Origin of the sequence: Candidatus Ancaeobacter aquaticus (assembly GCA_030765405.1) — a bacterium.
Taxonomy (GTDB): Bacteria; Auribacterota; Ancaeobacteria; order Ancaeobacterales; family Ancaeobacteraceae; genus Ancaeobacter; species Ancaeobacter aquaticus.
Genome location: JAVCCP010000031.1, coordinates 1 through 20,298 on the forward strand (window position 1 = coordinate 1; position 20,298 = coordinate 20,298).

Sequence of the window (20,298 nt, forward strand, 5' to 3'; positions counted from 1 at the left end):
CGTAAAGCAGGGATTCGTGCTACTTGTTTTCAATCTAGAAATCTCTACTAGATTTCTTTGTTCGCATTAATTGTGCTCATCCCCCCTAGATTTTCTCGGGCTTCGCCTCCAAAATCGTAAAGCAGGGGGGATAGTTCGACTATGGGAAATTCGCATAGTTTCACTTGCGACTTTCCCAGTCTCACTAAAACATATATCTCCTCACGTGTACTGCTTCAACAATGCCGAGTGCTAGCATGGTTACAATCATGGATGAGCCTCCGTAACTTAGAAGGGGTAACGGTAAACCGGTAATCGGCATCATCCCGATTGTCATACCAATATTTACAATGACATGTGTTGATAAATACATAATAACCCCAACAACAAGTAACCGTCCACTAAGATCTCGTGCATGTTTGGCGGCATTAAAACATCGCATTATAATAACGATAAAAAGTATTATGACAATTGTTCCACCCAAGAGTCCAAACTCTTCCCCAATAACAGAAAATATAAAATCAGTGTGCCGTTCAGGTAAAAAATTTAATTGATTTTGTGTGCCCTGAAGCCATCCTTTTCCAAAGAGACCTCCTGAACCAATTGCAATTTTTGATTGGATAATATTATATCCGGCACCCAAAGGATCAATATTCGGATTGATAAAAACCAATAACCGTGCCTTTTGATAATCCTTGAGAAAGGTAAACATTACAGGTAATGCAATAAGCCCTATGATTATAAGAACAATCAAATATGACGGTCGTGCACCTGCAATATATAACATCGCAAATACAATAGGTATCAAGACAAGAGCTGTCCCAAGATCAGGCTGCTTCAAAATAAGCATCAGCGGTACAGCCGCAATACATAATGTGTTAAAAACATATCTAAATGAATTTCTTTTTTCATTATCCCAAACAAGATACCGAGCAATAGCTAATATAAGAACCACTTTAGCAAATTCAGATGGCTGCACAGAAAAACCGCCTATTGATATCCAGCTGTATGCACCAGCCCTTTGTTTACCAATAACAAAAAGAGCAATGAGACATATGATGATTAAAACATATAAAATCGTAGAAAATGAAAAAAGAAGCTTATAATCAATAAGAAATATTGCAAAAAAAAGCGCAATACCTAGAACAGCCCACGATAATTGTTTTATAACAAAAATATTTCCACATGTACTTTGTGCCGCACTATAAATTGAGCATACTCCTATAGCGATAAGAACAAGTGCGCTTATAAGAAGTTGATAATCAAAATGCTTAAATAATCTTTGTCGCTTCATGATGTTTTTTCACGTGTGTTATATGTTAGGATCTTCTTTTGGAATAATGTTGCTATGGTCTTTATCTGTGTGAGATATGTCATAGTAACGTTTAAATATCTTTTGTGCTATAGGTGCGGCATCAACCCCACCGGATTTTGCGGCTTCTACGAGTACAACAACACATATTTCAGGTTGTTTTTCAGGTGCATATCCTGCAAACCAGGCATGATTTTTTTCATTGTCTCGTGAGCCATATTCTACAGTCCCCGTTTTCCCGCAAACAGCCAAATCTTTTACATATGCTTTATGGCCGGATCCATCACGTTCATTCACGACTTGATACATCCCTTTTTTTATAATTGCCAGGTTCTTAGCATCAGCATGTATGTCGGTTCTTACCTGCGGGGTGATTGTTATTTCTTTTCCTTTTGGGCGGACAATTTTGTGTATTATCTGGGGTTTATAGACAATTCCACCGTTTGCAATTGCTGAAACAAAAGAAGCGACCTGAATAGGTGTCACTAAAAGAAATCCTTGCCCTATAGAAAAGTTTGCCGTGTCGCCCCCCATCCAAGATCTCTTTTTAACTCGTTTTTTCCAAGCAGGGCTCGGAACCATACCTTTTTTTTCATAAGGCAATGCAATTCCCGTTTTCTGCCCCAAGAGAAATTTTTTTGCTCCTTCCGAAATAGCAGTAGACCCAAGTTGCATACCCACTTTATAAAAAAATACATTACAAGAATATTTTAAAGCATTTATAAGTGTTAATGTGCCGTGTCCGTATTTACGCCAACAATTAAATCGAGCTTTACCCAACATAAAATATCCCGGACAATAAAACCGCGATCCGGCATTAATTGTCTTTGTCTCGATTGCCGTAAGAGCAACAATTATTTTAAATACTGACCCAGGTGAATAGAGCCCGCTAATTACTCTATCAATCAGGGGCCTTCTCTTATCGGTGAGAAGTTTTCCTATATCTTTTCTATTGTTGCTTCTGAGAAAAACATTTGGATCAAAACTTGGTTTGCTCGCATAGGCAAGAATATTTCCGTTTTTTGGATTCATAACGACTATTGCGCCTGTTTTTTCGGCAAGTTCAGTCTCAACAACATCCTGCAGCCTACTGTCGATTGTAAGATACAAATCGTTTCCAATAATAGGTTTTCGTGCACTGAGAATTTTGTCCTTGAGGCCCCTGTTATTCACCTGTATCTGCATCGCCCCAGATTTACCACCTAATTGCCCGTCATATGTTTTTTCGATACCCGTTTTACCAATGACATCATTTGGTAAATATCCTTGATCTTTAAGAGTGTCGTATTCTTTGGCTGTAATCCGCCCAACATAACCTAACATGTGTGCAGCGTAGTCATTATAGACATAATTACGTAAAGCTCTTACGTGCACATTCACTCCGGTTAAATGTGGTTTTTGCTCTTCTATAACGGTAACTTTATCAATGCCGACATCTTGAGCTATGGTAACGGGTAAATATGGGATATAGCTTCCTCTCTTCGTTTTTCTTAAGATTTTTTTCTTAGGTATTTCTAAAATAGAACTGAGTGTTGTTACAACAGATTCGTAATCACTTATCTCATTTGGGTATAATTCAACATCGTATGACGGCCTATTATCAACTAAGAGAACTCCAGTAGCGTCATACATAACACCGCGTGGCGAGTCTAAAACAACTCTTCTTATGCGGTTATTCTTTGATAGGTCTGCATATTTAGAGCCACTTATAATCTGTATGTACCATAAAGACGCAATAATCAATCCCAGCAAAACAATAACAATAATATTGAGATTGCGGAGTCTTCTTTCATTTTGGTAATATAATAGTTCTATAATCATATTTGTCTTCTTTATATATTAAAAAGCCTTTTTTGTTCAAATCTCCAGAGAATAAAAAATATTATTATTGCCCATATACCATTACTAAAAGATTGTGCAATTACTCTGGTAAATAGTAGCGGCCACAGGGATATACCAAAAAAAATACTGTAGAGGCTAAAATAGGTAACCGCCGTGCCTATTGTTGCTATAAAGACAATCAATGATTGTGTGACAGGATTTTCAAAGTAAAGCTTGTATGTAACTAAGCCCAGACATATTCCGGTAAGGCCATAGGTTAATATATATGCACCAAAACGGCCTACAGTAAAGGTATCAATGAATATTCCCGCACAAACACCAATAACAAGCCCTTTTCTCCAACCAGCCCGAAGACAAAAAAACACTATTGCAATAAGAAGCAAATCCGGAGTCCATGGCCAAGATGTGATTTTAAATAAAAGCAACGATTGGATAAGTGCAATAATAAATAATATACATACGGCAAAAAATGTTCTCATGGTGTATTTTGTTTTTCTGTATTGTCCTCAATTCGTTTTGATTTTTTGTTTGTGATAACCAGAACTTCTTCCATTTGGGCGAAATTACACGCAGGTTTTATTTTTGCATATTTATATAGACCAAACGTATCGGTCCCTATTTCAGTGACTTCGCCAATGACCAGTCCTTTTGGATATACTGTCCCTAACCCTGAAGTAACAATGATATTACCAAGCTGAGCTCTTGCATTCCTTGAAATATACTTATACAGACACAATGATGTTGATTCGCCCTCAATAATCCCATAATCTCGAGTATCCTGCAACATACCTCCTGCCCTGCTGTTTTTATCAATAATAAGCAATACTTTACTGCTATATGGTCCAACTTCAGTAATTTTTCCTACAACACCTACAGACGTTACAACAGGCATATCTATTTTTATCCCGTGTGATTTCCCTCTGTCTATCAAGACACTTTCAAACCAATATGACGGATCTCTTCCAATCACACGAGCAGGAATAAATGAAAACGGTTTTTCTTGCATAAAAGACACCAGTTTCAAGAGTCTCTTATTTTCAATATCTACTTCTCTTACTTTACTGGCAAGCATGGTAAATTCAGTAAGGTTTTCTTTAAGGGCTTTGTTCTCTTCTAAAAGGGAGTTTTTGCTACTCATATTTTCTTTAAAAGCATTTGTCTGTGAAGAAACAATACTACCAATACGTACAAATGGAGATATCACAAAATGGAGTGAATATTTTATATAGCCTGCTACATGTAATGGAATACTTAAAAGAACAACCGCAAGTATGACCAGTAGCACCCACAGTTTTATTTTTTTTCTTCTCTTATAGTAATACCCCACAGCCAGTCCTTTTTATAAAAAAATAGGGGGACGAACATATACAATTCATCCCCCCGCATAAATTATTGATTTCGATTCACCTTAACGCTTTGGTAAAGAATCAAGCATCTCAAGGTATTTTCCTGTGCCGCGCGCAACAGCGCTTAATGGATCATCAGCTATAGTTACCGGAAGCCCTGTTTCTTCTGCAAGCAATTTATCAACGCCTCTTAATAGAGCTCCACCACCAGCCAGCATCATTCCCCGATCTACAAGATCAGCGGATAATTCTGGAGGCGCTTTTTCTAGTGATATTCTTACCGCTTCAACTATTGTTGATAGTGGTTCTGATATTGCTTCACGAATATCAGCAGAATTTACCATAACAGTTTTTGGTAATCCCGCAAGCTGATCACGTCCTTTAACTTCTATTTCCACCTCATCGTCTAGTGGATAAGCAGAGCCAATACGCAATTTAATATCTTCGGCTGTTCTTTCACCTATTGATAGGTTGTGAGTTCTCTTCATATATTGCGCAATAGCTTCGTCAAACTCGTCACCACCTACCTTTACACTTCGTGCGACAACAATACCTGCTAAAGAAATTATTGCGACTTCAGTGGTACCTCCACCAATATCAACTATCATATTACCTGCCGGTTCATGGACAGGCAAACCGACGCCAATAGCTGCAGCCATTGGTTCTTCAATGAGGTGAACAGGAGTTCGAGCACCAGCGTGTTCTGCTGAATCTCTTACTGCACGTTTTTCAACTTCGGTAATACCCGATGGCACACCAATAACAATTCGGGGACGCGGACTAATTAACGCCTTTCTATCCTGCACTTTATGTATAAAGTATCGAAGCATGCTTTCAGTAACTTCAAAATCAGCAATAACACCATCTTTCATTGGCCTAATCGCAACGATATTTCCCGGCGTTTTTCCAAGCATGTTTTTAGCTTCTTCACCAACAGCAAGAACATTGTTTGTGCCTGTTTGAACCGCAACGACTGACGGTTCACATAAAACTATTCCTTTACCCTTAACGAAAACAAGTGTATTGGCAGTACCGAGATCAATACCCATGTCGTTAGAAAACATACTAAATATTGCGCTAAAAACCATAAATTCCTCTCTTTTCAGTAACATGAATCATACACAAAATAAATTTTATAAGCAATAAAAAAAGCTTTTAAATAGTATTCTCTCGATGATTTATCTTTATCATTCGGAAAATAAATGCAAACACCTTATCTGCCGTGCATTATGTATTTTTTTAGTACATCTGGCACTGCCGCTGTGAATTTAACTTTTATGCGTGTTTTAGCCCCATCATTACGCATATGCATAACCTTTGAATTCTTATATACGGATGAGATGAGCTCTGAGTCTTTGTTTGGAATTAATAATTCAGTAATACCTTCATAATAAATAATATTACTTTCTATAAGCTTTAACATTTCTACTATTCCATCACCATGCCTAGCAGAGATTGAAACACAATCAGGATATTCTTTTTTAATTTTTTCAATAAGGTGAGTGCTCCCCAAAAGATCAATTTTATTTAATACGAGTATCACAGGCTTGTCGTGAATATCCAGTTCTTCAAGCACAACTTCAACAGCTTTTTTTTGTTCATGTACTTTTTCCTGAGCAATATCTACAACCATGAGTAATATATCAGCTTCTCTTACCTCCTCAAGTGTTGCTTTGAAAGAATCAACAAGTTGATGAGGTAGTTTGTTGATAAAACCAACAGTGTCGGTAATAAAAAATTCTTTTTTTGAAGGCAAGGTAACTTTTCGCGTTGTGGGGTCAAGCGTTGCAAAAAGTTCATCTGCTATATAAATATCTGAACCGGTTAATGTATTCATAAGTGTTGACTTGCCAGAATTGGTATAGCCGATGATTGCAACGATAGGAATCTGCGAACGTTTTCTCTTTTTTCTTTGATCCGCACGCTGGCGGGAAACATTTTTTAATTCTTTTTTTAAACGGCCAATTTTTTCTCTTACTCTCCGCCTATCAACTTCTAATTGCGTTTCGCCTGGGCCCCTTGTACCGATACTACCACCTTCTTGTCTGGATAAATGTGTCCACTGCCCAGTCAGTCGCGGATACAAATACATCAACTGCGCCATTTCAATTTGAAGTTTTCCTTCACGCGTTTGCGCGTGTTGGGCGAAAATATCAAGGATGAGTTCTGTCCGATCAATAACTTTTATCCCAAAACAAAGTTCAAGATTTTTGACCTGCACGGGTGTTAAGTTAGCATCAAATATAACGACGTTAATATTTTGTTCACGACATAATAATGCTATTTCCTTAGCTTTTCCCGAACCAATATAAGTTGCTGCAACAGGTTTCTGCAGTTTTACGATTGTTGAGCCATTAATATGGGCTCCGGCACTTTCAGTGAGCCTGTAGAGCTCCTCAAGTGAGTCTTCAGAAATATACCGGTCAATCCTTCCGACATGCATACCTATTAAGTATGCCTTTTCTTTATATCGTTTCTTTTCAAATTGAAATTTTCTGACGATACTAACCTCCCCTAAAAGCTATATGCTATAAGCTGTAAGTTTTAAGTTAAAAGCGTAAAAATTTTAACATGCTTCCATTTGAAATTTTAGTTGCTTGTATTTAGTCTTTGATCTGTTTCTAAAAGTTTTATTATTCTACTAGCTGTAACAGACGCAGATTCTTCTTTTGGCATATCTATCCACATTATGTTTTCTTCTTTTCTAAACCATGTGCCTTGACGTTTTGCATAATTCCGCGTTTGTGTCTTTATTGATTCCTTAACATCCTCAAGTGATATCTCTCCACGTAAATAGCTGATAATATCTTTATATCCGAGTGCTTGTAAGGCTACATTGTTTTTTTCTATATCTTTTTCAATAAGCAAACGACATTCATCAACAACACCTTCTGTAAACATTTTCTCTACACGTGCGTTTATTCTTTTGTATAAGTCGTTTCTTTCTCGTTTAACCCCGTATACTAAACAGCTGTAAATTGAGTCGATACCAATGGATTTTGTTTTCCACTGAGTTTGGAGATCTATCAGCGCTTTTTTTTCAGTATGAAACACTTCGAGTGCCCGTAAAATCCTTCGTGGATTATGACAATCAATTTTAGAAGCAGTACTAGGATCAATATCTTCTAGGACTTTAAACATGTGTGAGACACCATATTTTTCAAGATCTTCATTTAGTTTTTTTCTTAGATTAATATTTGTTTGGGCACCTTCAAAAACACCTTTTAAGAGCGCACGCACATACAAACCAGTTCCGCCGGTTATTATGGGTATCTTCCCTCTGCTGATAATATCTTTTATCGCCTTCCGTGCGTGAGCTACATATAATGCCGTATTATATTCTTGGCCTGGATCTACAATATCAATTAAATGATGCCGGATTTCCTTTTGTATTGATTGTGACGGCTTTGCTGTAGCAATATCCATATATTTATATATTTGCATTGAATCAGCAGAAACTATTTCACCATCAATATTTGGAGCAAGATAACATGCAATATCTGACTTTCCTGTAGCAGTAGCTCCGACAATAAAAAGCACTGCAGGCGGGCTGATACCTGTTAGTTTTTCTTTTAGCTTACTCATAGAATAAAACGCGTAATCAATACGCTTATCTCCGCTTAAATTCTTTATCCAAATAAGAATATGAGATTTTTATCATTGTCGGCCTGCCATGTGGACAAGTATGCGGCACAGTGCACTTAAAAAGATCTTTCAGAAGCACGTGCTGCTCTTTTCCCGAAAGGAGATCATTAGCTTTTACCGCTTTTCGACAAAGAGTTTTTATTAATTTTTCTTCAAGAATATCATTAGTTTTTGTAATGCGGCTCTCTTCTTCAATTTGAGATATTATATCGATCATCAGTTCTTTTATTGCGTGTGTTCTTACAAATGGAGGGACTGAATCGATAATAATGGTATTATCCCCAAAATTGTTAATTTCTATCCCTGCTTTCTTAAAAAGTTCTTCGTGTTGAGAAAGGAATATATGCTGTGATTTTGAGACTTCAATTGTTACAGGAAGTAAAAGCTTCTGGGAATCGATAGAGCAATTTTTCATAGCATACATTGTTTTTTCATACAAAACCCTCTCATGTGCTGCATGTTGGTCTAAAATAATGATGCCATCAGTATCTTCACAAACTATATACAACGAATGCGCTTGTCCGAGAAGTCTCGGCATCTCGGCATTACTCGCAACATCCATTGTTTCCTGCGAATAATCCTTATTATCATGGATACCTGATTTATTATGAAAAGCGTTATTATAAGTCCTCTGTGTTTTTTGAAATGCACCTGCATTATCCTGAGAACCAAAAAACCGTTTTATTGCTGTCTGGACTTTTTCATGGTGTTCGTTTTCAGGACGTGCTTCATGTTGTGATCCCTGTGCAATCTCGAAAGAAGGCATATCATAGGACTTTTGGAAAGCATCTCTTACACACTCAATGATCGCGTTTTTAACGATATACTCATCGGTAAAACGGACATCACGCTTTGTCGGATGAATATTTACATCAACTTTCTTTGGGTTAATTGAGATAAAAAGAAAGCACATAGGGTGCCGATTATCTGGTATAAGCGTCCTGTACCCTTGACTCAAAGCATACAACATCGTTCTATTATTGCATGCCCTGTTGTTAACAAAATAATACTGTTTTGATCTATTTAAAAATGTATGTTCTGGTTTTGAGATAAATCCACGTATCTTTACATCCAGACTTTTCCAATCAACGGCAATAAGTTGATCGACACAGTCACTACCATATAACTGCGTTATCCTTGTTTTTAGGTCCATCCCCTTTTCTATATCAAATACCTTTTTATTATTATCCGTAAGGGAAAAAGCTATCTCATCATAGGGCAATGCGTTAAGAGTCACCATATTTACGATATGGCTCATTTCAGTATGAGGAGTTTTTAAAAATTTCTTTCTCGCGGGAACATTAAAAAATAAATCCTGAACAGAAATAATGGTTCCACGATTTATGCCAATATCTTTTACCGACACTATTTTTCCGCCCTCAATAGCAAGAGTAGTGCCTTCAAGATCTTTGTCTTCATTCGTAGACATACTAAAACGTGAAACACTTGCGATACTCGGTAATGCTTCACCTCTAAAACCAAGCGATTCGATCTTGTAGACATCGTCGATTGATGCTATTTTGCTTGTCGCGTGCTTTTCAAGAGATAAAAGTGCGTCATCTTTTGACATCCCACATCCATCATCGGTCACTTTTATAAGTCCCGTACCAGCATTTTTAATTTCAACATCTATTCTTGTTGCTCCTGCATCTATGGAATTCTCAACTAATTCTTTTACTATTGATGCCGGGCGCTCAACTACTTCTCCAGCAGCAATTTTGTTGGATATATTTTCAGGCAATATCTTGATTTTTTTCATGAATCCTCACCGTTTATTGATTTTTATATTTCTTTTTCATTTCAACGAGAATCTGCAGCGCTTCAAGGGGCGTTATTGCATTTGTATCAATACCGCTCAAATATTCAAGATATTCACTTTGTTTAGATGGAAACAATTGCAACTGCTCTTCTTCATGGATATCTCTGTCAGATCGTTTTCGCGCAAGGGCAGGTTTCCCGCTATCTGAAATACTTTCATCCTCCAAGTTACTTAAAATCTCAAAGGCTCTTGAGATAATTTCTTTAGGCAGTCCAGCCAGCTTTGCTACATGTATCCCATAACTCTTATCTGTGCCTCCTCGAATGATCTTTCTCAAGAATATGACATCTTCTTCCCATTCACGCACAGCAACATTATAATTCTTAACTCCGCTCATGCTAAGCTCAAGCTCCGTTAATTCATGGTAATGAGTCGCAAACAACGTACGCGCTCTCTTTTCTTTATTATTGTGTAAATATTCGCATACAGACCATGCAATAGCCAATCCATCAAACGTACTTGTCCCCCTGCCGATTTCATCTAAAATTATAAGACTTTTTTGCGTAGTATTATTAATAATATTTGCCGTTTCAGTCATTTCTACCATAAATGTGCTTTGCCCGCTTGCAATATCGTCAGAAGCGCCAACACGGGTAAAAATTCTATCGACAATACCGATCTTTGCGCTTTCGGCTGGTACATAACAGCCTATTTGCGCCATAAGTACAATAAGTGCAACCTGTCTGATATAGGTTGATTTGCCTGCCATATTCGGACCGGTAATGATCAACAACTGGTTATCTGAAGTATTAAGCTCCACATCATTTGGCACGTACTGATTTTTACCAACTAAATGTTCAATAACCGGATGTCTTCCTCCTTGCACCGATATTTCATCTGAATTATTAATGGTTGGCTTAACATAATCGTTTGATATGCTGATAAGAGAAAAAGAAGCTAATGTATCAAGCGTTGCTATCGCTTGAGATATTTCTTGTATACGCTTTGTTTCACAGACAATACTGTTTTTTATTTCATTAAATATCGTTATCTCCATAGCATAAGCTTTTTCCTGCGCACCAAGCACCTTTGATTCATATTCTTTTAATTCGTCAGTAATAAAACGTTCACCGTTTACCAGTGTTTGTTTTCTTACATAATTATCAGGAACAGAACTCAAATTTATATTTGATATTTCAATATAATATCCAAAGACCTTATTATATCTCACTTTTAGAGATTTAATTCCCGTACGTTCTATTTCCTGCTTCTGTAGTTCTGCAATCCATCCGCGTCCGGTTGTATAAATGGACCTAATTTGATCGAGTTCTTCGCTGTATCCCTCTTTAATTATATTTCCTTCGCGAATCATTATGGGGGCGTCTTCTCGTATAGCAGATTCCAGTAAAGTTGCGAGTTCTTCCATTTCATCAATACTTTTGGCAAGTAAAACAATAAGTGGATCACTCATAGCACTTATTGTTTGTTTGATACGAGGAAAAGCATAACAAGACGCCTTTAAGGAAAGCATATCACGGGGATTCCCTGATCCGCAATTCAAACGAGCGATAATACGTTCAAGATCTTTTATCTCGTGCAGAATCTCACGCAAGCTATATAAAGTTGTTTTATTTTCAATAAAAGCTTCTATCGCATTGTGCCTGCTATCTATATCTTTTTTTACAATGAGTGGGCTCACTATCCACTGTTTGAGCATTCTTCCAGCCATGGGCGTAACGGTTTTATCAAGTATTCCTAAAAGCGTTCCTTCTTTTTTTCCATCCCGAAGGGTATTAATAAGTTCTAAATTCTTTTGACTGATAGAATCAAGTATCATGTAGTGGTGTTTTTCATATAAAGAGATATTTTTAAGATGCGCTAACGAATTATACAGATTATCTTTTAGATATCGGATAATTGCTGCCGCGGCCATTGTTTCAAGATGACGATCTTTCAAACCGTACCCATCTAATGATACGACTTTAAACTGGTTTTTGAGTTGTTCTACGGAGGTCTCATAATCATAGACCCAGTCTTCAAGATAATTAATGTAGGGATCAGTTGTGTTCTGAAGTATTTTCAGTAGTTCTTTATCCTGTGACAGTGTTTGCGGTAAAATTATCTCAGATGAACGGATTCTTACAAGTTCACTTAGAAGATCTCTCTCATCGGACACATGTGTCGCCTTAAATTCTCCGGTTGAAAGATCTACGTACGACAGCCCGTAGGTATCACCTTTTTTATATATTGATGAAAGATAATTGTTTGATTTATCATTAAGAAGCGTGTCGTCTAAAACAGTACCGGGAGAAACAATCCTTGTAACACCTCTTTTTACAATACCTTTTGCGTGAGCAGCATCTTCTATCTGATCGCAGACTGCGACTTTTATACCTTCTTTAATGAGTTTTGCGATATAGGCTTCAGCCGCATGATGAGGAACCCCACACATAGGCACCTTATTGCCACGTGCAGTCAAAGCGATATTCAATATGGACGAGGCTTTTTTTGCATCATCAAAAAACATTTCATAAAAATCACCTAAGCGAAACATAAGAATGGAATCAGGGACGCCTTCTTTGATGGTTAAATACTGCCTCATCATTGGCGTAAGAGTTGCTTCGGAATGTTTAGTTTCAATATTCATTCAGTATCGACTACTTTATATTGTTTATCGGTAATTAAATGTACTTCCGCCGATAAACTCTCTTAATATAGATGTGTTAGGGACTTCTCTTGTTGAAATAGGTACAAAGATATCTAAAAACTCCAGTAATCTGCTTGCTTCAACATACTCTTTTTGATCAGGAGTAACCTCGAGAAGATACCGTGCAGCATAATCTTTTAAAACTGCGTGCTCGTAAATAAGAACCGAGTTAAAGCATATATCCACACCTTCCTGAAACCTGAATATATTGCGTTCTTCACTTTCCCGTACTGATGGCCATCTTTCTAATGTGTTTGCAGCGCTATACGAACGGAAAAGCTTGTCTCGCACAATACGTCTGAGTAATCTGCTATCTGATGTGAGTATGCGATTGTTATTATCGATACAAAGCTGTGTGAGCGCACTCACAAATATTTTATATTTACTTTTTGCAGGAATAAGGTGAGTCAATTTATTGTTTAGACCATGTATTCCCTCAACAATAAGCACACCGTATGGTTGCAGTGAGAATGTATTATACTTATCGATTAATCGTTTACCAGTATGAAAACTAAAGGTTGGTGTATCAGCTTTTTTGCCACTCAAAAGCAATTTGAGATGTTTATTTAATAGGGGCACATCAATAGTATCAATAGACTCGTAGTTTGCAATACCGTTTTTTTCTTTTTTTATCTTGCAGCGATCAATAAAGTAATTGTCCAAATTAATTGATTTTGGCTTGAGTCCATTTACGCGTAACTGTATCGCGAGTTTTTTTGCAAACGTAGTCTTTCCGGAAGCTGTAGGCCCCGATATGAGTATGATCTTTACCGTTTTCTGTTTCTTTGTTATTGCGTCAGCAATTTGTGCTATTTTCTTTTCATGTAATCCTTCAGCGATTTTGACTATTTCACTGATACCACCTGAAATACTCAATTCATTTAAGTCTCCTACATTTTCAACTCCAAGGATTTCGTACCAATTCCGTGTCTCACGATAGACATTAAAGAATTTCGGTCTATTCACAAAACGCGATACTTTTTTTGGGCATTTAGTGCTGGGAAAAGACAACACAAAACCAGGTTTTTTTAAGTATAGTTTAAAGGCATCCACGGTTCCTGTTGAAAAAGCCATTTGTCCAAAATACATATCCATAAAATTACCGCAAGATACAACAGAAAGCTCAGTAACATGGGTATGACTTAAGAACTTCACTTTATCTGTCATTTTTTCTTTTTTAAAATAACCTAGAGCTTCTTCAAGTGAGACAGTTTTTTTGATATACCTCATATCATCTTTAACTATGGTGCACATTGCCTCATGTATTTCTTTAAGTAATTTTGATGTTAATGGTTCCTTCCCATTAAAGTCAAAATAGTATCCATTTGAAATAGACATACCAATAGTGGTGCGTGCCTCAGGGAGTACATTTTTTAATGCCTGCATAAGAATATTAATTACAGTACGTCTATACACAGCTTTACCTGCGGGATGGCTCAGCGTCACTATCTCTATTTCGCAATCCGAACCAATATGATAATCAAGCCCCACAAGACGGTTATTAACTACTGCGGCTAGCGGTGGAAGTTTTTCACGTGTAGGAATAAGAGGTAAAATATCAAGAATTGTTTGGTTTCTCATTACCTTAAGTGTCTTAACACCCTTTACGTTAACCTTAAATAAATCCATATCATCCTTGGTATAATAGTTAGCAGTATAATGTAAGCGCTGTAACCCTTTTAACTTTTTTGTTCACAAGTTCACCGGGAGCATACATATCTATCGCGTCAAATACCGCTATTTTATTTGTTCTCGTTCGCCCCGTCATCCTGTTTGGATTGCGAGGACTTTTTCCTTCAACCATTATCTCAACATCACTACCAATAAGCATCTCATTCTTTTTTATATTCATTTCTTCTTGCAGCTTTAATAATATCTGATTCCGCTCATCTTTTACTTCTTTTGGAACATCATCTGTACTTTTTGCTGCGTCTGTTCCTTCTCTAACCGAATATTTAAAAATGAAACTACCATCATATTCTATCGCTTTCATTACCTCAACAGTTTTTTGGAAATCATCTTCTGTTTCTGAAGGGTATCCTACAATTATGTCAGTGCTTAAAGCAATATCGGGACATTGTCTTCTCAGTTTCTCTACAATACTCATATAATGTCGTACAGTATATTTTCTGTTCATCGATGCTAAAATCCTATCAGAACCGGATTGTATAGGAAAATGGAGATATTCACACAATTTTGGAAGTGTTCCAAAAAGCTCAATGAGGCCATCTGTTATATCTTTTGGGTGTGATGTTACAAAACGGATCCTTTCAATACCAGAAATATTATTAATTTTCTCGAGTAATTGGGGGAATTTACTATCTAATTCCCCCTTTAGAGCCATTCCGTATGAGTTAACGTTCTGTCCTAAAAGAGTTATTTCTTTATAACCTTCTACTGCAAGTCGCTTTATATCATTGATGATATCGTTTTTAGGCCTACTGACTTCTTTTCCTCTAACGTACGGAACAACACAATACGAGCAATAATTATCACAGCCGCGCATAATAGGAACAAATGCTTTAATTTTATTTGTTCTTTGTGCTCCAGATTCTTCTACCGGATATTCATCTGTAAGTGAAACATCTATTAAATATTTGCGATTTACAGAAGTTTGAGAGATAAGATCAGGTATTTTATTTATGGCATGCGTCCCACACACGAAATCTAATGCAGGCATTGTTTTAAAAAGCTCTTCTTTGTGTTTTTGGGCCATGCACCCACAGAAACCAAGTATTAATTCTGGCCGTGAATCTTTGATCTTTCCATATTCTCGCATCTTGCCAATTGCCTTATTTTCAGCAGATGCGCGTACCGAACAGGTGTTAAATAATATTATGTCCGCAGTAGCATCATCATCAACAAGAGAATATCCATTTTGTCTAAGTAGTCCCGATATCACGTCAGTGTCACTAACATTCATCTGACAACCGTAGGTACGGATGTAGACCTTTCTGGGCGCAGATTTTTCATAAGTCTTTGATTTTTCAGGCATTTTTCGTTTTTCTCCTATTCCAAAAAAAGAGAATTGAAGGGGACAAAAAATTCAAAAGAAAAAATCTCTTTTCGGGCGATTTTGATGTTTTTAAAAAGCAATCCCAGTACCTGTTTTTGCTCATAACAATTGAGGCTTTTCTTATTGGGCTGATCCCTGCTAAGAAGTCCTCTACACGATGCATATAATCTTCTGAACGCTCCCGCTCAATCTATCTAAGTGCTTGCAATGCAAGCTGCGCAAAGAACGGGGTCAGACCTACACATTTGACAATTCAGTTTTGCAATTTTGTATTATTTTATTAAATTTTTGATTCTTCAGTCTACTAGCTTCCATTCTTCTAGTTATTTGACTTACACCTGAAACACCTATCTTATCATCGTACACTGATCTTGCGACTTCTGCTAAAGACATATCTGTCATTTTTCTTAATAAGTAAACCATTATCTTATTTATTTCTTGCTCGTTGATGATTCCATGGCTTTTTATCTTTTGCCTAATTGTATTAGGTGAAAGATTTCTCTTTGTAATATTTCTTAGATCCGGTAAATCTCTTGTTTTTCTATCCACTGCTATATACTTTTCTTTTACTTCCCTAACAAAGTCATCATCGCCCAATATACACCCTACATTTATTTTATTATAAGGACCGTCTACAATATTATTACTATCTACTTCGACATATTTTCTGTATTCGTTTTTATTTTTATTAAAAAACCCTAGTGTAAATTCTGTATGCATATATAGAGGCGCTGGATCATTCAATACATAATATCTATAACTGCTCCATTTATATTCCTGAGGCTTTTTGTGTGTTTTAGCTTTTACGGGATTTAGATGCAAATAACGAGTTAATGCCATTAAATAATTATCCTTATCCACCAGTATCGATTTATATCTTCCTTGAAATAAATGTCCTGCTCTTTTTGTTTTAATATTAAAATATTTTGTATAGCTTGAATTTATGAAGTGCATACATTTGCATAAATTGGAATGGGGAGTTTCTATGAGAAGGTGATAATGATTTGGCATTAAACAATAAGCATGAACTATAAGTCCAAATTTATCGTGTGCGCTTTCTATGTATGACAAAAACTTTTCATTATCTCGCTCAGAGCCAAATATATTCTTTCTTTCGTTGCCTCGTGCTGTCACATGATATAGAGCTCCTGGATATTCGATTCGCAGAGGTCTTGACATCTTTATACCTTTCTTAAATAATGTAAATCATATCACAAACATTAATAATGTCAAATGTATAGGCCTGACCCTTTAATTGTTTGCTCATTTCTTCATTTGCAATAATCCGCCCAATAAAAGATACGTGTCTATAATACACATATTTACATCTAGCTGATTAATCTCATTATGAATTCCTTTATTTGTAATGTTATAAATAGCTTCAACTCGATGGCCCAAGTCTTCGACTTTTGATTTTAAAAATTTCTTTCTCGCCTCACTATCTAGTTCTTTATCAATAAAAGCCCATATTCTATTAATATATTTTTCTTCTGAAACATCCATCTTTTTATTTTTTCCATAAATATATGGAGTTGCTTGTGACGAAAAAACAGAATCTGCAAATGTTTTAAGCATACGTCTACATGATGTCAATGCTTGTGCCCACTCTTCAGGATTATTTGAAGCAAGCCTATCATAACTAGCAATTAACTGCTGTATTGCTTCAGGGCATTTTTCAATAAATGTTTGATTAACCATATTTCTTGCCTGCTCAAATATTGTTTCAGTAATATTGCCAAATCTTAAGGTATAATTAATCCTAAGCACATAAGTATAAACTGCATCTCTAATTCTTGCCAATAATGATTTCTTATTACTTATATCTGCCTGTATTTCTAGCTTCTTATTTTGTATTTTTTGCAAAGCATCGCCATATGTCTCTTTCACTGTTTCCCAACTACCAGCAGACATAATAGATCCTTCCCCCCAAGACTGCTTGTCAACAGAGGGCGTAAATTCAGAAGGTGGAACTAATGTCTTAAGATTATCTTCGGATGTTCTAATTAGAACTTCTAATTGAGGTACTGATTGAAGATAATACCAATGTTGATCTTCATACAATTTCTTTTGGGGTTCAGGTAAAGTGCTAACATCAAGCCCTGGTAAAGGAACTAAAGCTTTCCTCACAGTATACCTACCAGACCAATGAGCAAATTTCTCAGCATCATCTTTTTTAATGGCATGAGGCAATGACTTATCCTCATACCCCACAAGTTCAAGAGTTAACCAATTCAAGACATCAAAATCATTGCGCAATCTAGCAAGTTTTTTGCACTTTGAAATTATTAGCTCTAAAGAAAGTGCATTACAATCAAAGTCAGAAAGAATCTCCTCAGACAACTTCAATAATTCTTCATTTTTAGTTTTTGCGCTCATAATCACACCTCTTCTATTTTATCTTTCCACTCTTTAATCTTTTTTAAATCAGCATCCGTAAACACAGGATGATTTTTGAAATCACGCTTAGGAGTAACCCACCCTTTCTTTATCCAGTAATAAAGCCCTTGGCGAGTAATGCCTAATTCTTTTGCCGCTTTACTTAAATTATATCGTTTCTCCATAGTGATGCTACTTTACACCTTTTGTCATATTTTGTTAACTCATTTTTAATAGGGGGAAATAGATATAAAATATCTATTTCGGGAGGGCGGGGGTTTTCTTTTTCTTCTGCTTTTTAGCAGCAGCTAGAGAGCTGATGCACGGATTACGAGCCATTCGTGCAAACAAGACGCAAAAACATCAAAATCGCCCCCATAAAAGAATTAATTTTTCTCTCGGCCTGTCATCCTCCTGCCAACTTTTGATTCCTGTAGATTTTTTCTCTTTTACCATTCTTATCTTCTCTATTCTTCACTTTGCGCAACAAGTTGTTGCGCATTTAAAACAATCACTAATCCGCTATTTCTTCATCTTCGCAAGGTGGATACTGCAATGGTGCTTTGCCGACAGATTCTAATATGACCGGCTTCAAATCCCATTTCTCTGCCTGCATTATCTCTTTAAGCTCAATAGAAAATTGCCATCCGTCACCATAATCAAAAAGAAAAAGCATTTTGTCACCCGGTTGCTTAAAGACTTGTTGTATCTTCGTACGTTTGACACTTTTCACGTGCGGCGCCGGTAGCTCGACATCATCAAGGTCATAAAAAAGTTCATATGCTTTTTTAGAATTTTGAGGCCGATTAAAGTCACTGTAGAACCCAAAGCAATGGTCAAAATAAAAATCAAAGGCTTGAGTAATTACCTTAGCAAAGTTATACAGGCTCTTCGTTTTCGCGATTTGAATTTTGCGGATAATTCGATTTTCTTTTGTTGGAGGATAATCGCCATAAAGCCATACGTTAAATATGTAGTACCAAAGTACCGGTTTACCTTCAACATATGGCTTCTCCACTTTGCCCTTTCTCTTTGTCACTTTAGGCTTTTTTTGTGGAGTGGGAGCCAAATCATCGATTACACTAGCTACCTTATGTCCACAAGTGCCACAAAATCCTTGAAGAACAACGACACCATGTAATTCCGCGTGATAATCAACAATAGTGACGGACTTCCTACACTCCCCACACCAGACATTACTTAAAAGCAACTGCCTCTTATCTAATGGCAAACCCATCCATAATTTCAATGCTTCTTTTTTCATAATTCCCTATGTCCTGTTTATGTCCCGTTTGTCCCCTTTGTGTCCCCTTGAGATAGATCTTTTTTCTCTTCCCTCTTAAACGCTGAAACAGCGGATGTTATTTCTTTAAATGAAACCGGATAATAGTTCCAGACTTCAACCGATAGATTCACAACCAAAGATTTATCATTTAAACGCCTGACTTTGTAATGCTGATGCACATGCCCGCAGAAGTTAAGCGGCACGTTAGGATCAGCGTTTTCCGGCCGGTGCGTCATGCATATATCTTTTGAGCCATTATGAATATATATCTTTGTGATGATTGTCTTAAGGCTGTTGTTCCGGTCGTGATTCCCTTTGATAAAAATGAATTTGCCGTTAAGTTTTCTCTCAAACTCACGATAGCGTTCTTCTCCGCCCTCTTTCCCTCCCTTAAAGATAAAGTCGCCAAGAAAGAATACCGTATCGTCCGGCTTCACTCTCTCGTTATGTTTACGGATAATAACTTCATTCATTTCTTCAACCGTCTTAAACGGCCGCCCACAATACCTGCTGATATTTGCGTGCGAAAAGTGATAATCCGATGTCCACCAGTAGTTCATTGTTTTATCCTGTTCCCATTTTAAATTTTCCTATATCTTGTACTCCTGCCAAGGCCTATGCGCTCAATTTTTTTAAGCCGAATCAATTTGCCCAATACCTGAGCTACTGTTGGTAACGCTACTTTGGCGTTTTGCGATATATCCTTCGGCGACGCTTCGTCAACAGTTTGCAAATATTCCCAAACAGCTATTTGTTTAGGCGACAACAATTTATCGATATTCTCTTTAGACAAAAGTTCAACAGCCAGTTTAGATTGTTTATACACCACTGAAAGAAAAAAATCCAGCCATGGAACAATGTTGGGTTTCGGCTTATCTAATGTTTTCTGGCTTTTTCGTAACGGCATATAGTAATCAGCTTTATTATCTTCAACTAGTTTTTCATGAGAAACATATGGCATGTACTGATAACCGGCTTGCAATAAAAGCAAATTTGTAAGAACACGAGAAATACGCCCATTTCCATCCTGA

Annotated in this window: 17 protein-coding genes; all 17 read right to left on the minus strand. The window is 36.8% G+C overall.

Going from position 1 to position 20,298, the window contains the following annotated elements:
* Positions 1 to 184: 184 nt before the first annotated feature.
* Complete coding sequence (rodA, locus tag P9M13_03575; GenBank protein MDP8262364.1) at positions 185 to 1,273, minus strand: rod shape-determining protein RodA; 1,089 nt, start codon at positions 1,271 to 1,273, stop codon at positions 185 to 187.
* Between the two features lie 18 nt (positions 1,274 to 1,291).
* Positions 1,292 to 3,112 (minus strand): penicillin-binding protein 2, encoded by a 1,821-nt coding sequence (mrdA, locus tag P9M13_03580; GenBank protein ID MDP8262365.1) that lies wholly within the window; start codon positions 3,110 to 3,112, stop codon positions 1,292 to 1,294.
* 11 nt (positions 3,113 to 3,123) lie between these two features.
* Positions 3,124 to 3,612, minus strand: a complete 489-nt coding sequence (gene mreD, locus P9M13_03585; protein MDP8262366.1) for a rod shape-determining protein MreD — start codon at positions 3,610 to 3,612, stop codon at positions 3,124 to 3,126.
* On the minus strand, positions 3,609 to 4,460 hold the full coding sequence (gene mreC / locus P9M13_03590) for a rod shape-determining protein MreC (protein MDP8262367.1): 852 nt from the start codon (positions 4,458 to 4,460) through the stop codon (positions 3,609 to 3,611). Before mreC ends, mreD begins: the two co-directional genes overlap by 4 nt.
* Positions 4,461 to 4,541: 81 nt before the next feature.
* Positions 4,542 to 5,591, minus strand: a complete 1,050-nt coding sequence (locus P9M13_03595) for a rod shape-determining protein (GenBank protein MDP8262368.1) — start codon at positions 5,589 to 5,591, stop codon at positions 4,542 to 4,544.
* A gap of 101 nt (positions 5,592 to 5,692) precedes the next feature.
* Entirely contained in the window at positions 5,693 to 6,922 is a 1,230-nt protein-coding gene (gene hflX, locus P9M13_03600) for a GTPase HflX (protein MDP8262369.1), read from the minus strand.
* Positions 6,923 to 7,068: 146 nt separating this feature from the next.
* Positions 7,069 to 8,064 (minus strand): tRNA (adenosine(37)-N6)-dimethylallyltransferase MiaA, encoded by a 996-nt coding sequence (miaA, locus tag P9M13_03605; GenBank protein MDP8262370.1) that lies wholly within the window; start codon positions 8,062 to 8,064, stop codon positions 7,069 to 7,071.
* Between the two features lie 25 nt (positions 8,065 to 8,089).
* The gene (gene mutL / locus P9M13_03610) at positions 8,090 to 9,883 is read right to left on the minus strand and encodes a DNA mismatch repair endonuclease MutL (GenBank protein MDP8262371.1); all 1,794 of its coding nucleotides are present in this window, start codon (positions 9,881 to 9,883) and stop codon (positions 8,090 to 8,092) included.
* Between the two features lie 13 nt (positions 9,884 to 9,896).
* On the minus strand, positions 9,897 to 12,530 hold the full coding sequence (gene mutS, locus P9M13_03615) for a DNA mismatch repair protein MutS (GenBank protein ID MDP8262372.1): 2,634 nt from the start codon (positions 12,528 to 12,530) through the stop codon (positions 9,897 to 9,899).
* 24 nt (positions 12,531 to 12,554) lie between these two features.
* Positions 12,555 to 14,219 (minus strand): hypothetical protein, encoded by a 1,665-nt coding sequence (locus P9M13_03620; protein MDP8262373.1) that lies wholly within the window; start codon positions 14,217 to 14,219, stop codon positions 12,555 to 12,557.
* A gap of 19 nt (positions 14,220 to 14,238) precedes the next feature.
* Positions 14,239 to 15,585 (minus strand): tRNA (N6-isopentenyl adenosine(37)-C2)-methylthiotransferase MiaB, encoded by a 1,347-nt coding sequence (miaB, locus tag P9M13_03625; GenBank protein MDP8262374.1) that lies wholly within the window; start codon positions 15,583 to 15,585, stop codon positions 14,239 to 14,241.
* 258 nt (positions 15,586 to 15,843) lie between these two features.
* A complete protein-coding gene (locus tag P9M13_03630) occupies positions 15,844 to 16,785 on the minus strand; it encodes a transposase (GenBank protein MDP8262375.1) in 942 nt (313 codons plus the stop codon).
* 84 nt (positions 16,786 to 16,869) lie between these two features.
* The gene (locus P9M13_03635; GenBank protein MDP8262376.1) at positions 16,870 to 17,982 is read right to left on the minus strand and encodes a hypothetical protein; all 1,113 of its coding nucleotides are present in this window, start codon (positions 17,980 to 17,982) and stop codon (positions 16,870 to 16,872) included.
* 2 nt (positions 17,983 to 17,984) lie between these two features.
* Positions 17,985 to 18,167 (minus strand): MerR family transcriptional regulator, encoded by a 183-nt coding sequence (locus tag P9M13_03640; GenBank protein ID MDP8262377.1) that lies wholly within the window; start codon positions 18,165 to 18,167, stop codon positions 17,985 to 17,987.
* Positions 18,168 to 18,496: 329 nt separating this feature from the next.
* Positions 18,497 to 19,246, minus strand: a complete 750-nt coding sequence (locus P9M13_03645) for a hypothetical protein (GenBank protein ID MDP8262378.1) — start codon at positions 19,244 to 19,246, stop codon at positions 18,497 to 18,499.
* A 17-nt stretch (positions 19,247 to 19,263) separates the two neighbouring features.
* A complete protein-coding gene (locus tag P9M13_03650) occupies positions 19,264 to 19,827 on the minus strand; it encodes a metallophosphoesterase (GenBank protein MDP8262379.1) in 564 nt (187 codons plus the stop codon).
* A gap of 20 nt (positions 19,828 to 19,847) precedes the next feature.
* A partial coding sequence (locus P9M13_03655) for a hypothetical protein (GenBank protein MDP8262380.1) occupies positions 19,848 to 20,298 on the minus strand: 451 nt, incomplete at its 5' end.